At 68.1% G+C, this 14,121-nt stretch carries 12 protein-coding genes and 3 pseudogenes; 5 read left to right on the top strand and 10 right to left on the bottom strand.

What is annotated here, in order from left to right:
• Positions 1–115 precede the first annotated feature (115 nt).
• The 4 genes and pseudogenes from DQ392_RS31770 to DQ392_RS31750 all read right to left on the bottom strand — a co-directional run.
• A protein-coding gene (locus DQ392_RS31770; protein WP_425470660.1) for an IS5 family transposase occupies positions 116–1,056 on the bottom strand; the annotation gives its coding sequence in 2 pieces (ribosomal slippage) (positions 116–684 and positions 684–1,056; 942 coding nt in all).
• Between the two features lie 56 nt (positions 1,057–1,112).
• Entirely contained in the window at positions 1,113–1,526 is a 414-nt protein-coding gene (locus tag DQ392_RS31765) for a YunG family protein (protein WP_114019160.1), read from the bottom strand.
• 708 nt (positions 1,527–2,234) lie between these two features.
• A complete protein-coding gene (locus DQ392_RS31760; protein WP_114019159.1) occupies positions 2,235–2,741 on the bottom strand; it encodes a DUF7010 family protein in 507 nt (168 codons plus the stop codon).
• A 709-nt stretch (positions 2,742–3,450) separates the two neighbouring features.
• A pseudogene (locus DQ392_RS31750) lies at positions 3,451–3,593 on the bottom strand (IS110 family transposase); the annotation flags it as partial.
• Between the two features lie 10 nt (positions 3,594–3,603).
• Here DQ392_RS31750 and DQ392_RS36335 point away from each other — a divergent pair.
• A pseudogene (locus tag DQ392_RS36335) lies at positions 3,604–3,960 on the top strand (HD domain-containing protein); the annotation flags it as partial.
• Positions 3,961–4,034: 74 nt separating this feature from the next.
• Positions 4,035–4,406 (top strand): annotated as a pseudogene (locus DQ392_RS36330) (HD domain-containing protein); the annotation flags it as partial.
• On the opposite strand, the gene DQ392_RS31740 reads toward DQ392_RS36330, so the two are convergent.
• The 6 genes from DQ392_RS31740 to DQ392_RS31715 form a co-directional block, all read right to left on the bottom strand.
• Positions 4,351–5,175, bottom strand: a complete 825-nt coding sequence (locus tag DQ392_RS31740) for an enoyl-CoA hydratase/isomerase family protein (protein ID WP_114019158.1) — start codon at positions 5,173–5,175, stop codon at positions 4,351–4,353. The pseudogene DQ392_RS36330 and the gene DQ392_RS31740 sit on opposite strands and share 56 nt — an antisense overlap.
• Before the next feature lie 68 nt (positions 5,176–5,243).
• Positions 5,244–5,807, bottom strand: a complete 564-nt coding sequence (locus tag DQ392_RS31735; protein WP_114019157.1) for an OsmC family protein — start codon at positions 5,805–5,807, stop codon at positions 5,244–5,246.
• Between the two features lie 75 nt (positions 5,808–5,882).
• Positions 5,883–6,986, bottom strand: a complete 1,104-nt coding sequence (locus DQ392_RS31730) for an enoyl-CoA hydratase/isomerase family protein (protein WP_114019156.1) — start codon at positions 6,984–6,986, stop codon at positions 5,883–5,885.
• Positions 6,979–8,478 carry a CoA-acylating methylmalonate-semialdehyde dehydrogenase gene (locus DQ392_RS31725; protein WP_114019155.1) on the bottom strand — a complete coding sequence of 500 codons (1,500 nt, stop codon included), beginning with the start codon at positions 8,476–8,478 and terminating at the stop codon, positions 6,979–6,981. Before DQ392_RS31725 ends, DQ392_RS31730 begins: the two co-directional genes overlap by 8 nt.
• Positions 8,479–8,492: 14 nt before the next feature.
• Entirely contained in the window at positions 8,493–9,683 is a 1,191-nt protein-coding gene (locus DQ392_RS31720; protein WP_114019154.1) for an iron-containing alcohol dehydrogenase, read from the bottom strand.
• A gap of 13 nt (positions 9,684–9,696) precedes the next feature.
• Positions 9,697–10,509, bottom strand: coding sequence for an enoyl-CoA hydratase (locus DQ392_RS31715; protein WP_114019153.1), 813 nt, complete (start codon positions 10,507–10,509; stop codon positions 9,697–9,699).
• Positions 10,510–10,792: 283 nt separating this feature from the next.
• Here DQ392_RS31715 and DQ392_RS31710 point away from each other — a divergent pair, with 283 nt between their 5' ends.
• From DQ392_RS31710 to mctP, 3 genes are all read left to right on the top strand, one after another.
• Complete coding sequence (locus tag DQ392_RS31710) at positions 10,793–12,043, top strand: PucR family transcriptional regulator (protein ID WP_114019152.1); 1,251 nt, start codon at positions 10,793–10,795, stop codon at positions 12,041–12,043.
• Between the two features lie 159 nt (positions 12,044–12,202).
• A complete protein-coding gene (locus DQ392_RS31705) occupies positions 12,203–12,526 on the top strand; it encodes a DUF3311 domain-containing protein (RefSeq protein ID WP_245982218.1) in 324 nt (107 codons plus the stop codon).
• On the top strand, positions 12,523–14,109 hold the full coding sequence (gene mctP / locus DQ392_RS31700) for a monocarboxylate uptake permease MctP (protein WP_114019151.1): 1,587 nt from the start codon (positions 12,523–12,525) through the stop codon (positions 14,107–14,109). Before DQ392_RS31705 ends, mctP begins: the two co-directional genes overlap by 4 nt.
• Positions 14,110–14,121: the final 12 nt, after the last annotated feature.

Genomic DNA, 14,121 nt, shown 5'->3' with positions numbered 1-14,121 from the left:
CGCTCATGCACAGCGCCCAGTTCACCCGCCCACAACCTGACATCAGCAAGGTCCCCACTCACGAACAGGCCAACGACCAACCTGGCCACCAGTCACCGCAAGCACCGTTGCAGTACTAGGGCGTTTCTGATGGCTCTTGGACGGTGTCGCGAAGCCAGATGTTGATCGCTGTGACGGCCAGTGTGCCGTTGAAGATGTAGTCACGCTTGTCATAGCGGCTGGCCACCGCGCGGTACTGCTTCCACTTGTTGACGCACCGCTCGACGGCACTGCGGTGGCGGTACTGGTCCTTGTCGAAGGCCGGTGGCCTGCCGCCGGCCCGCCCCTGCCGCCGGCGGTTGGCCCGCTGGTCATCGGGCTGGGCGATGGTTGCTTTGATGCCCCGTCGCCGCAGATAGGCACGGTTGCCGCGGCTGGAGTAGGCCTTGTCACCGCGGAGTCGGTCGGGGCGGCTGCGCGGTCGACCTGGCCCACGACGCCGGATCCGTAACTCCTCCAGGACGGGGACGAACATCGGGCTGTCACCCCGCTGGCCCGGCGAGGTACGCCAGACCAGCGGACGGGCCCGGTCGTCGGCCAAGAGGTGGACCTTGCTCGTCAGCCCGCCCCGCGAGCGCCCCAACGCCTCCCGCCCATCGGCTTCCACACGCGCACCGCCCCCTTTTGCGGGAAGTCTTACGGTGGCCGGTGCCGCGCACCCGCCGCGTGCTGATGCGCACGGCAGGTGGTGGAATCGATGTTGACCGCCCACTCGTCATCCAGCTTCCGCTCCAGTGCGCCGTCGGGATCGGCGGCGTCGGCCTCGATCTGCAAAGTGGCCAGAATCCGCTGCCACGTCCCATCCGCTGACCAGCGGCGGTGCCGCTCATAGACCGTCTGCCAGGGGCCATACCGCTCGGGCAGGTCAGGCCAGGGCACACCCGTGCGGGCCCGGAACAGCACTCCGTTGATCACCCTCCGGTGATCGGCCCACTGCCCACCCGGCCTGCCGTTGACCGGCAATAACGACTCGATCTTCTGCCACTGCGCATCACTCAACTCATGCCGTCGCACCATGCAGGACACCTGCCCAGCACCGCACCGATCCACCACCAAGAGCCATCAGAAACGACCTAGCCGAGCGCATCCTCAGGACTTGCGGCTTCCAGCAGACCCAGCTTCTCAGTAACTCGCCTGCGGAGAAGCTCATACTCCTCACGCAGTCGGACGATCGTTGGTGGCCGGGGGATGACAATGCCCTCGGTCACGACCTCCTCCAGCCCGAACTGTTCACGGGTGAGATCGACCTCGATGCCCATCCCCAAGCGGTTCCACCAGTGGTAGTCCGTGCGCTCCCCCTTCACGAGTACCTCGCCTCGGATCAGCTCGCCACCGAGCAGGTCGTTGAGCACCATCGCGGTCACACCGCACTGATCCCGCGCAGGATTCTCCGAAGACCAGTACGGCCGGAAACCCGGGGTGGTCGTGTCAGCCCCCCAGCTGCTGCGAACGGCCCGCTCAATGTCGGTGAGAAGCGTCGGTGTCATGCGCGCATCCTCGCATCGGGCACTGACATGCGCCGACGGCGACCATCACACGCGAGAGCCGCCTGCCTTCAAAACTGGTGACGGCTCCGACCGTCCGAGACTGCCACCCTGGCTCGTCAACAAACGCTGTCTTCGAACCTGAACGAAGCCACTTCGGCGGAGTGTGAGCAGCGCGCCGGGGGCTTGCTCTCGCCCGGGCCCAGTAGGGCGGTGAGGGATCATGTTGCCGGGTCGGCAGCAACCACACCCTCCACGTGGTCAAGGTGGCCGAAGAGGGGCCTCACGAGCCGGCCTCTGTCCTGAACGCACTCATGAGTGCCCAGCGGCTTGTGGCCCAACAGCCCTTCAGCAGCGGTCAGGGGCTCTTCGGCCGGGGTTCGCCTTCCGTCCCCTGCGGGGAGAGCCCGGTAACGGCGTGCCACATCCAGGGCTGCTGCCCGGGCGTGAGCTGGAGCGCGATCTGCGGCCGGACAGGTCACGATGGCCGCGACGGAAAGCCTGTAGCCGGCTGACCCGCCGCCGATCCCGCGCACCGTCACGGCGCCCCTGAGCACAGGGATGGCGTCATTGTCGTTCTCGGCCGGGGACGAAGCCTCGCGCCGATAGCACCAGGTAAACCGGATCGCTCCGGAGAAGTAGAACAATGCATCCGCTGTATGCAGCGAGTTTCCTTCCACGCCTTGCGAGGCAGGGCGAAGGGGTTCGTCGTTATCGAGCGTTGGTTCTGCGGCTCAGCAGCCACACCGCACTGCCCCACAGAGCCAGCGCGGTAGGGATACAGGCTATGGCCCGTACCACGGTCGGCGGTCCGCCTGCCGCGCCGACGACACCAGCGATGCCACCAGCGGCGATGAGCAAGGCGGCCGTCACCCGGTATTCCGGCTGCTGGAACAACGTGGCCAGCGGCAGAAAGTGCGCCCCGACGATGAATACCACCAGCACCGGAATCCAGGAGGGCACGCCGCAAGCGACGCACACCGCGACGGTCGCCGCGATCGCAGCCCCCTGGGCGATGTTGATCCACCCGAAGCGCCGCATCACTCCTGCGTCCGGCGGGGAAGGCGGTGCCCCGTGGGCCATGGTCCTGCGAGCCGGCAAGAGCACGCCGACGGTGGCGGCCAATCCGAGGACCACTGCCACAGTGGCCAGGGGGCCGGTGACCACCGAGGTCCCCACCATCCACCAGGCCAGCCCGAACACCGCTAGGGTGATCATTCCGGATCTGAACACATTTGCCCCCGCATCGCGCCTCGTCGCTACGCTATAGCCCTCTCGAGGGCACTCACGAGCGTCGGGCTGTACCTACGACGGCACCCCACTCAAGTCCGCCTGATCAACCCCCTCCACAGTGCGTGCGGTGGGCGGCCCGAGGAAGGACGTGAACGGCCCCGGGACGTTAAGCGTGTGGTTCGGGTACGGCGCGCGTCAATGGTGCCAGGTTGCCGTACAGGGCTGCGTGTAGTGCAGTCGCGAGTTCGCGGGCCCGCTGCCGGACCTCGATGTCGTACAGCACAAAGTAGATGGGCCCCGCCAAGGAGTCGGAGCGGATCTCCTGAGCGTGGTCAGCCGGATGACAGCCGTGCGCACGGCGTCGTGCACCGTGTCGTCGACTGTGTGCTGCGGGGCGGTGAGCTGGTCGGCCTTGACCGTCCACCGGGGTCCTTGACGCTCGATGGCGATGAAGACGGCGCCCTGCTGTTTGGCCTGCCGGTATACGGCGTTGAAGGTGTCCATGTTCGTCGCCTCGGGGATGAGGCCGACCGGGCAGGGGGCGGGTAGGGGCTGCATGACACGCATCGTGCCAGGAGAGCAGTCCCACCGTTGCATGCAGCGGCTGGAGGGCGCGGCGCCCGCGCCACCGGCAGGTCCGCGGCCAAGCGCAGCAGGGCTGTCACTCTTTCGGGGGGTGCCTCTATCTCTTTCGTCAAGTGGTGGCGGGGGTGCGGGGTTGGTAGGAGGTGCCGTCGCGGAGCATGGCGAACAGGACGCTGATGCGGTGGCGGGCGAGGCGGAGGAGAGCCTGGGTGTGGGTTTGCCGCGGGCTCGGCAGCGGTCGGGGAAGTCCCGCGGCCTGCTTGTGCCGTATCCACTGGTGCGTCACTTGTTGGATGCCGCCGCGGTGGCGTCGTACTTGTGGGACGCATACCTCTCGGAGAATCAGCGACGGCATATCGCTGTCGCCTTCGGGTCAGCGCGGGACATGGACCATGCCCGTGCGCTGACGGCGTTGTGCGCGGGCCTGCATGACATCGGGAAGCTGTCCGGTTTCGCCTTCTGCGACGCGCGGGGGCGTGCAGGACTCAGTGATGAGCTGCTCGGGGACAAGGGACAGATCGGGGCCGAGGCGCGACCCCATGAGGTCGTGGGCATGGAAAGCATTCCCGCCGTACTGGAGGCGCTCGGTTTCGAGGACGAGGAGGTCGTGGAGTGGCTGGCCCAGATCGTCGGTGACCATCACGGCCAGTTCACCGCTTCGATGAGAACCGGGCCTGCAACACGGCGTACCGAGCGCGTTTGGGTGGGCCTGCCTGGGCGCGGCAGCGGGTCGCGCACGGTCGTGCCGCGTTCGACTTCCTGGGGAGGCCGCAGGCACCGGAGTTTGGGGGCGAGAGCACGCCGTCAGCGAGTGTGCTGATGACCGGGGTGGTGAACCTGGCGGACTGGCTGGTCAGCCAGGAGCACTACCTCAAGCGCCGTCAACGGCGGCTCGACCCTGACTTGGGCCGGCACTTCGCACAGTCCTGCCGGGACGCGGAGGGTTTGGTGCGGGAGGCGGGGCTGGCGCCGGTCGAGCTGGGGGGGGGAAGGAGTCCGCCGAGGCCGTTCAGTTGGCGTCGGCTGTGGCGAATCGTGCATCGCGCCACGCGAGGGCTGCTTTGAGTCCTTTGCTCGCGACGAGGTCGGTGAACTCTGCGCGCTCGGGGGTCGCGGCCGAGTTGAGGACGGCAGCGATGGCGTGGTTGTGGTCCACAGCCGTCTGGAGGCCCATCGCCGTGTATGCCCGAGTGAGGGCTTGCTTGGTGTAGCGCAGGATGGGAAGCGGTGTGAGGGCAATCTTGCGGGCGAGCTGTTCGACGCTGCCGTGCAGGTGCTCGTGTGCGACGACGTGGTTGACCAGGCCGAGTTCCTTGGCCCTGTGGGCGTCGACCGTGTCGCCGGTGTAGAGGAGTTCGTTGGTCGCCTTCTGACCGATGAGGAAGGGCATGAGTAGGGTGACCGGGCCCGACCCGAAGCGGATCTCGGGCTCTCCGAACTGTGCTTCGTCTGTGCAGACGATGAGATCGCAGGCCATGGCGAGTTCGCAACCGCCGGCCAGGCACCAGCCGGAGACGGCGCCGATGACGGGCTTGTTCAGGCCCCACACCTTCATCGTCAGGGCGATGTTGGCTTCCAGGCCGCCGTACCACTGCTCGGCCGTGGAGACGCCCATCTCGACTTCCTGGGCGATGTCGTAGCCGACGCTGAAGGCCCGGTCGCCGCCCCGCAGGACCACGACACGCACGTCGTCGTCCTGCTCGACGATATCGAGGGTATTGGACATCTCCCGCATGAGTTCGACCGACAGTGCGTTGAGCTTTGCCGGCCGATCGATCTGGATCCAGGCTACCGACTCGCGGATGTCGAGGTGGATGAACTCTGCGTCGCTCATGATGCTCCCTGGGTCGGGTCCAGCATTGGTGTGGTTCAGGTAGAGCTGACGGCCGAGCCGCTGTGCCGTCAGGCGAGATCGGTGGAGACGCGGACCTCGTGCGCGAGGATGTCGCGGATCGGAGAGTGCTCCTGCACGAATGCGGTGAGTTCGAGCAGTCCCCCGCGAGAGGTGTTCGGGGACTCGGCGTGCACAGTCACCCTGATCTCCTGCGCGCCGGGGCGGGTCTTCTCGTCCAGGCCGAGGAAGCCTTGCAGATCGAAGTCGGCTTCCATGTCGAGGCGCAGGGAGGACAGTTCGATGCCGCGGTTGGCGGCGTGGGTGGCGAAGGTGACGGCGTAGCAGCCGGCGAGCGCCTGGAGCACGTACTCGGCGGGACTGGCTGCGGTGTCCGACCCGAGGAGGGCGGCCGGCTCGTCGGACTCGAGGGTATAGCGGGCGGTGCGGCTGTCGATCGTGGTTCCGGCCTGGCGGGTGGCTCCGGTGACGGCGCGCTGGCGGCAGCCGCCCTGCCAGTCCGCGCCGAGGGTGAAGGAGACCTTGGCGAGGTGAGGGTCGTGCTGGACTGCCTCGAGGGTGCCCTTGAGGGCATCGCGGTCGACTCCGTTGAGCGAGTTGGCGATCTGGGTCATGCCGTTCTCCTCTGCGTGGCGGTGCAGTTGTGAGGTCCGGGCTGCGGCGGCTGTCCCGGCCGCGGTTGCCTGCGGTCAAGTGGTGATCGAGGACGCGGGTTGCCAGGGCGTTGCGGTTTGCGCGGTCGAGACCAGGTCGCGTGCGGGGTGCCAGAAAGGTGCACCGGCCTGGTCCACGCCCTGGTAGGAAGGTTCGTCGGCCCAGTTGGGCGAGCGGTCCTTATCGACGAGCGCCGCCCGGACTCCCTCGAGGAAGTCGGGGGTGGCCACGGTTTGCAAGGCGGCGCGCAGTTCGGCGGTCAGGCAGGTAGCCAGGTTGCGCTCTTTGCCGTGGCTGATCAGGTCGAAGGTGAGCATCAGGCTCTGCCGGGAGACCGTGTCCAGCATGTGTGCCTGCTCGTGCAGCCAGGGATCCTTTGCGGCACGCAGTCGCTGCCGGATCGTGTGAACGCTGTCGGCTGCGAAGACGTCGTCGACGGCGGCGCGGTGATGAGCGAGTTCGGCGTTGACGGACGGCGGGGAGCAGATGGTGTTCAGGACCTGGTCGACACTGCGGTGTCCGCGGGTGCGCAGCAGGTCGGGGATCTCGGCAAGCCGGGCCGAGCCGCAGAAGTGGGTGGCCAGTCCCAGGGCGAGGGCGTCGGCTGCGTTGATGCGTGCGCCGGTCAGGGCGAGGTACATGCCGGTCGCGCCCGGCAGGCGGGGCAGGAAGTGAGTGGCTCCCACGTCGGGGAAGAAGCCGATGGAGGTTTCCGGCATGGCCAGCACCGCGCCTTCGGTGACCACGCGGAAGGGTCCGTGGACGGACAGTCCCATGCCGCCGCCCATGCAGATCCCGTCGATCAGGGACACGACGGGGTGCGGGTAGTCGGCGAGCAGAGCGTTGACGCGGTATTCGGTGGCGAAGAACTCAAGGCTCGATTGCTGCCGGCCGTCGATGGTGTTCTGGCGGATGGTGCGGATGTCGCCGCCAGCGCAGAACGCCCGTTCGTCGGAGCTTTCGATGGTGACCGCGGTGAGCGGTTCGCTGCGCCAGGCGAGCAGCGTGGTCTCCAGGACCTGGACCGTGTCCAAGGTCAGGGCGTTGAGGGCCTTGGGACGGTCGAGGATGATGCGGCCGAGGGTGCCGTCGTGTGTGGCACGCAGTCCGCTCGGCACGTGGGGTGCCGGCTCAGCCATGGGTGGGCATCGCGTATTCGGTGGTCACGGCGGTGTCGCTGGGCCAGCGGGTGGTGGCGGTCTTGTTGCGGGTGTAGAAGCGCACGCCTTCGGGGCCGTGGATGTGGTGGTCGCCGAACAGGGAGCGCTTCCAGCCGCCGAAGGAGTGGAAGGCCATGGGGACGGGGATGGGCACGTTGATGCCGACCATCCCGGCCTTGACCTTGGCGAGGTAGGTGCGGGCGGTGTTGCCGTCGCGCGTGAAGATCGCGGTGCCGTTGCCGAACTCGTGCTCGTTGACGAGGGTAAGGGCCTGGGCGAAGGAGTCGGCCCGCACGAGGGACAGGACAGGGCCGAAGATCTCCTCCTGGTAGATCCGCATGCCGGGGGTGACGTGGTCGAAGAGCGAGCCTCCCAGGAAGAAGCCGTCTCCGGCGTCTGCGATGTCGCTCTGGCGGCCGTCGACGACGAGTTCCGCGCCTTCCTGTGTGCCGATGTCGAGGTAGCCGGCGACCTTGTCGCGGTGTGCGGCGGTGACCAGCGGGCCCATCTCGACGCCGTCGCTCATGCCGGGGCCGACCTTCAGTTCGGCCAGGGCCTTGATCAGGCGCTCGCGCAGGCGCTGCGCGGTCTCCTCCCCGACGGGGACGGCGACCGAGATGGCCATGCAGCGTTCGCCGGCCGATCCGTAGGCGGCGCCCATCAGGGCGGCGACCGCCTGGTCGAGGTCGGCGTCGGGCATGACGACCATGTGGTTCTTGGCGCCGCCCAGGGCCTGCACCCGCTTGCCGTCGGCCGCGGCGGTCTTGTGGATGTGTTCGGCGACGGGAGTTGAGCCGACGAAGCTGACCGCCTCGACGCGCGGGTCCTCCAGCAGAGCGTCCACGGCTGCCTTGTCACCGTGGACGACGTTGAAGACGCCGTCCGGCGCGCCGGCTTCTGCCAGAAGGCGGGCGAGCTCGTTGCTGAGGGTGGGGTCCTTCTCCGAGGGTTTCATGACGAAGGTGTTTCCGCAGGCCAGAGCCACGGGGAACATCCACATGGGCACCATGGCCGGGAAGTTGAACGGGGAGATCCCGGCGACCACGCCGAGCGGCTGGCGCAGGGTGACGGCGTCGACCGTGCGTCCGACGTTCTCGGAGAACTCTCCCTTGAGTATCTGCGGGATGCCGCAGGCGAACTCGATGACTTCCATCCCGCGGGTCACCTCGCCCTGGGCGTCGTTGAACACCTTGCCGTGTTCGGCGGTGATGATCTCGGCGAGCCGGTCGCGGTTGCTCTCCACCAGGTCGCGGAAGCGGAACAGGACCCGGGCGCGGACGTGCGGCGGGGTGCTGGACCAGGCGGGGAACGCCTCGGCGGCGGCCGTGACCGCAGCGTGCACGTCGTCGGTGCCGGCGTAGGCGACCCGACCTGAGAGGGCACCGGTGGCGGGGTTGAAGACATCACCGCGCCGGGTGGACGTGCCCGCGGTGCTTTGTCCGGCGATCCAGTGGTCGATTGCGGTGGTCATGGTGGTCGACTCCCTCAGCGGTAGATCTGGGTGTAGAGCTGTGCGATCTCCTCGGCGGAGGGCACGCGCGGATTGTTGGCGGGGGATCCGGAGCTGAGGGCCTGTTCGGCCATGAGCGGGATCAGTCGGTTCCAGTGCGCTTCGTCGATGCCGAACTCGTGCGGCGTGGGCACCTTGAGATCGCCGCACAGCCGGCCGATTGCGTCGACGAGAGCGCCGGCGGCCGCCTGGTCGCTGTCGCTGGCCGTGGCGGCGCCGAAGGCGCGGGAGCAGGCGGCGTAGCGGGCGGTGGCCGCGGGATCGGCGAACGCGGAGAAGGCGGTAACCGCGGGGAAGAGCATGGCGTTGGACAGGCCGTGCGCCACGTGGAAATGGGCGCCGATGGGCCGGCTCATGCCGTGGACGAGGGCGACGCTGGAGTTGGAGAAGGCGATGCCGGCCTGAGTGGCGGCCAGCATCATGGCCGCGCGGGCCGAGCGGTCCTCGCCGTTGTCGACCACGCGTCGCAGGTTGTCTCCGACGGTGGAGATCGCCGTGAGGGCGAGGGCGTCGGAGAGCGGGTTGGCTCGCTTGCTGACGTAGGCCTCGACGGCGTGGGTGAGGGCGTCGATGCCGGTGTCGGCGGTCAGGCGTGCCGGCATGGACGTCGTCAGTTCGAAGTCGATGATCGCCGCGGCGGGCAGGAACGAGCGGCCGGTGCACAGCATCTTCTCGTCGGAACCGCTGTCGGTGATGATCGTGAACTGGGTGGCTTCCGAGCCGCTGCCCGCGGTGGTCGGGACCGCCACGATGGGCAGGGCCGCGGCGGTGTTGTGGCGGGGTGCCTTGTAGTCGCGCATCTCGCCGCCCTGCACGCTCAGCAGGGCGAGCGCCTTGGCGGTGTCCATCGGGCTGCCGCCGCCCAGGCCGATCAGCACGTCGCAGTCGTCGGCGCGGATCGCCTCCAGGCCCTTGACCAGGGAATCGGTGGTCGGGTCTGGGATCGTCTCGGAGAACACGCTCGGCGCGCAGCCGGCGTCGCGCAGCAGTGCAGCGGTCTGCTCGGCGAGGCCGGTGCTGACCAGGAACGCGTCGGTGACGATGAGCGGCCGGCTCGCCCCGAGGGCAGTCATGACCTCACCGATGCGGTTCAGGCCTCCGCCACCGACGCGCATATCGCGCGGTTGCGCAAAGTTGAAGACGGCTTCGGTCCGTGCGCTGCTCATGGTCTGCTCCTGTCTAGCGGTGGGTGTATTCGGCATCGCGCTTGTCGAGGAAGGCGGCCATGCCCTCGCTCTGCCCCTCGGTGGCGAAGGCGGCGTGGAACATGCGGCGCTCGAAGCGCAGCCCCTCGGCCAGGGGCGTTTCGAAGGCGCGGTTGACGCTTTCCTTGGCCATGAGGACAGCCGGGCGGGAGAAGCCGGCGATTTTGGTCGCGGCCTCGGTGGCAGCCTGCATCAGTGAGTCGGTGGGCACGACGCGGGCGGCAAGACCGATGCGCTCCGCTTCCCAGGCGTCGATCGTGCGGCCGGTCAGGACCATGTCCATCGCCTTGGCCTTGCCGGCCGAACGGGCCAGGCGCTGGGTGCCGCCCGCGCCGGGGAGGACGCCGATGCTGATCTCCGGCTGGCCGAACTTCGCGCTCTCGGCGGCGATGATGAAGTCGCACATCATGGCGAGCTCCGCACCGCCGCCCAGGGCGTAGCCGCTGACCGCGGCGATGATCGGCTTGCGCAGGGTTGCTGCGCGCTCCCACGAGGAGGTGATGAAGTCCTCCAGGAAGACGTCGGAGAAGCCCTTGGGCTGCATCTCCTTGATGTCCGCGCCTGCGGCGAAGGCCTTCTCGCTGCCGGTCAGGACCACAGCCCCGGCCGAGTCGTCGGCCTCGACGGCATCCAGTACCGCGGACAGTTCGCGGGTGAGCTGGTCGCACAGGGCGTTGAGTGCCTTGGGACGGTCCAGGCGGACGATGGCCACGGGGCCCTGGCGCTCGGCCTGGATGAACGTGGAGTCTTCGGCGGTCTTGAGGACCGTGTCCAGCGCGTGGGACATGGCGAACCCCTATGCATCGGTTCCATGGGTGTCGGACAGGCCCCAGAAGGTGGCTTCGGGCAAGTGGGCGGCACCTCCCTGCTGTGGTGCGGGATGGTGACGTCGCCGAGCGCAGGCTTCGGGACAGTGGGAACGCTAGGTCCCGCATGTGAGCCGCGTCATGAGAAAGTCCGAGAAGTTTCTCTGCCACATCTCTCGTTTTCTGCGAGCCGAAAGGCTCGTTTCTTGTGATTTTCGCGCCTAGGCTCCAAAGACCGACGCCGGCCTATCTGTGAGAGTGAGCATGCCCATCGAGTCGCTGGACGGCCGGGACGCCTACGCGGAGCGCCTGGCTTCCGTCCTGGAGCAGCTGCGGGCGCGCCGCCATGAGCTGTGCTCCAGCCTGGTCGACGAGTACACCGCGGTGCTGGCCGAGTACCGGGAGCTGCCGGAGTCGGTGCTGATCCGGGATGTCACCGACGCCGCCGTGCAGAACATCGAATACCTCGTCGACACCTTCGCGGGCGGCTTCGCCGTACCCGACGAGAACATCCAGTGGATCCGCCGCTCGGCGGCGCGCCGCGTGCACCAGCACGTCAGTCTGCCGTCCCTGCTGCGCACCTACCGGCTGTGGGGGACCCGGATCTGGCGCACCATGGCCGAGTTCGCGGGCGATGACGCGATCGGCAAGCAGCTGTCCATCGACGCCGCTGACGCGATGATGGAGTACCTGGACCGTGTCTCCAATGACCTGTCACGGGCCTACATCCACGAATCCGCCGTCGCCTCCGTTGACGGACAGGCGCTGCGCACGGACGTGCTGGAGACGGTGCTGACCGGTGAGCCGGTCAGTGAGCGCGCGCGGCGCCAGGCCGCCGTGCTGGCGACCAGCCTGCGTGGCCGGCTGACGGTCGTGGTGGTGCAGGTTCCCGACCGTGACCATCCGCTGGCCGGGGTGCAGGCTGCCGTATTGGCTGTGCGCGACCAGTTCGTGCCGCTGACCCGGTCCTTCCTCACCGGGCCGCGGGACCACGAGATCGTGTGCATCTGTGTGCTCGACTACGGCGAGGACGGAGCGCGCATCGAAGCAGCTTGTCACGACCTGGCGGCCTCCGAGCCGGCCTGGACGGTGGGCATCGGCCGCATCGCCGAGGGGGTTGCCGGTGTCCGGCGCTCCTACACCGAGGCCCATGAAGCCGCGGAGCTGGGCTTCTCCATACGTCAGCCGGAGCGGGCCATCCGCTTTGCCGACGTGCTGCTCGACCAGATCCTGCGCTCGACCCGGCACATCGATGCCCTCCTGGAGGAGACGGTGCGCCCACTCGTCGATTACGACGAGCGTAAGAACTCCGAGCTCCTGGCCACACTGCGCGCCTACGTCAACGCCAACTTCAACCTGACCAAGGCGGCTGCCGAGCTCACGGTCAACCCCAACACCGTCGTCTACCGGCTGCGCCGCGTCCACACCCTGACCCACCGCGATCCGATGACCGTGGACGATCTGCTCCTGCTGGCTCTCGGCGTGCGGCTGTGGGACTCCGCTCCCCTGCTGTAGTCACCAGCGGTTCGTAGGAACTGCAACACCACGGCCGGGAACTTCTCGCATTCTCGTATGTCGTGGATCACGCAGCGCTCCTAGCGTGCCGCCCACGTCCTGTTCACCATCTGGCCGAATCCAGCCGGTGACAGCGCGGCGCGCAGGAGCCCACCTGGCGTGACCAGCCATCACGCCTTCCTGCTCGCGCGCGCCCCTGGCATCCCTCCCGACTCAAAGGAGTCCATGATGGGCGAAACCCGGGAGCGTCTTCCCGTGCGGGCCGCTCGCCCGCTGCGACTCGCAGTGAGCGGACTGCTGATCCTCATACCGGTGGTCCTCAGCCTCGCCGTTCCCCTGTACCAGCGCAGTGGCCCGGCCCTCATCGGCATTCCGTTCTTCTACTGGTTCCAGATGGCCATGGCCATCCTCACGGCGATCGCCACAGGCACCGCCTACCAGCTCCTGTACGCAGGCGACACGGACGAGGCGGAGGCGGCATGAGCTTCAACGTGGTCACCTTCTCCGTCTTCTTGGCCCTGCTGCTCCTGGTCACGGTCATGGGCTTCGTGGCCAGCCGGTGGCGCCGGGCCGCCGACGGCGACCAACTGGACGAATGGGCGCTGGGCGGGCGCACCTTCGGCCCGCTGATCACTTGGGTGCTGCTGGGAGGGGACCTCTACAGCGCGTACACCCTCATCGCCATCCCGGCCGCGCTGTTCAGCATGGGCGCCTTCGGCTTCTACGCGATTCCGAACGCCGTGGTGCTGTACGCGCTCGGGTTCCTGTTCCTGCCCAAGCTGGTGTCACTGGCGCACCGGAAGGGCTACGTCACCCTCACCGACTTCGTCAACGACCGCTTCCGGTCCAGGCCCCTCAGCCTTGCCATCACCATCACCGGCCTGCTCGCCACGATGCCCTACCTGGCCCTTCAGCTGGTCGGCCTCGAGGTCGTCCTGGGCGCGCTGGGCATCGGCGGAACGGCGGCCGGGAACTGGTTCCTGCGGGACCTTCCGCTGCTGCTCGCCTTCGGGATCCTGGCGGCCTACACCTACTCGTCGGGGCTCCGCGCCCCGGCGCTGATCGCCTTCGTCAAGGATGCCCTGGTCTACATCGTCGTCATCGCCGCCGTGATCTACATTCCGATCAAGCTCGGCGGGTTCGACAGCATCTTCGACGCCGCGTCCAAGGCACTGGCCGACAAGCCCACCACCCCGAAGAGCGGCGATCCCGCGGTCGCGGTGGACCCCAGCGTCTACATGACGCTCGCGCTGGGCTCCGGCATGGCGTTCTTCTTGTACCCGCACGCCATCACCGGCGTGTTCGCCTCCCGCGGCGCCAAGACGGTCCGCCGCAACATGTCGCTGCTCCCGCTCTACACCGTCCTCCTGGGCCTCGTGGCGCTGCTGGGCATCATGGCGCTCGCCGCCGATATCAAGCCGCGCGACGGCAACCCTCAGTACGCGGTGCCGCAATTGCTGGCCGAGATGTTCCCTTCCTGGCTCACCGGAGTGGCCTTCGCCGCGATCGCGATGAGCGCCCTGGTCCCGGCCGCGATCATGGCGATCGCCGCGGGCAACCTCGTCAGCCGCAACATCTACCGCACCTACAGCCGCCGGCCCGTCACAGCCAAGCGGGAGACCCTCGTCTCAAAGATCGTGTCGGTGCTGGTGAAGGCCGGGGCGCTGGCCTTCGTCCTGACGCTGGACGCGAAGGCCGCGGTGAACTTCCAGCTGCTGGGCGGGATCTGGATCCTGCAGACCCTCCCGACCGTGCTGCTGGGCCTGTTCACCAACCGGCTCACCAGCAAGTGCGCCCTGATGACCGGCCTGCTGGCCGGTGTCGCCTACGGCACGTGGGCCGCCTACGGCGTCAAGTCCGCCACCGGCGGGCCCTTCGGCGGGTCGACGGCGACCCCGTTCTTCCTGTCCAGTCCCACCTACATCGCGATCTCCGCGCTCGTCCTCAACTGCGTGATCGTCGCGGCCGGAAGCCTGCTCGCACGGATCTTCCGCACCACCAAGCAGCCGGCCCCCACCGAAGCGGCGCCCCCCGTCGGCGAGCCCGCGGGCCACAGCGCAGGCTGACCCAGCACACCT

The sequence above is a fragment of the Streptomyces reniochalinae genome, from assembly GCF_003323735.1.
GTDB lineage: Bacteria > Actinomycetota > Actinomycetes > Streptomycetales > Streptomycetaceae > Streptomyces > Streptomyces reniochalinae.
The sequence above is the reverse complement of the archived record's forward strand: the minus strand, read 5'-3'. Positions and strand labels throughout refer to the sequence as shown.

Coding starts and splice junctions, on each gene's coding strand:
- DQ392_RS31765 (WP_114019160.1), bottom strand. CDS start 1,526: ATGACACCGACGCTTCTCACCGACATTGAGCGGGCCGTTCGCAGCAGC.
- DQ392_RS31760 (WP_114019159.1), bottom strand. CDS start 2,741: ATGATCACCCTAGCGGTGTTCGGGCTGGCCTGGTGGATGGTGGGGACC.
- DQ392_RS31740 (WP_114019158.1), bottom strand. CDS start 5,175: ATGAGCGACGCAGAGTTCATCCACCTCGACATCCGCGAGTCGGTAGCC.
- DQ392_RS31735 (WP_114019157.1), bottom strand. CDS start 5,807: ATGACCCAGATCGCCAACTCGCTCAACGGAGTCGACCGCGATGCCCTC.
- DQ392_RS31730 (WP_114019156.1), bottom strand. CDS start 6,986: ATGGCTGAGCCGGCACCCCACGTGCCGAGCGGACTGCGTGCCACACAC.
- DQ392_RS31725 (WP_114019155.1), bottom strand. CDS start 8,478: ATGACCACCGCAATCGACCACTGGATCGCCGGACAAAGCACCGCGGGC.
- DQ392_RS31720 (WP_114019154.1), bottom strand. CDS start 9,683: ATGAGCAGCGCACGGACCGAAGCCGTCTTCAACTTTGCGCAACCGCGC.
- DQ392_RS31715 (WP_114019153.1), bottom strand. CDS start 10,509: ATGTCCCACGCGCTGGACACGGTCCTCAAGACCGCCGAAGACTCCACG.
- DQ392_RS31710 (WP_114019152.1), top strand. CDS start 10,793: ATGCCCATCGAGTCGCTGGACGGCCGGGACGCCTACGCGGAGCGCCTG.
- mctP (WP_114019151.1), top strand. CDS start 12,523: ATGAGCTTCAACGTGGTCACCTTCTCCGTCTTCTTGGCCCTGCTGCTC.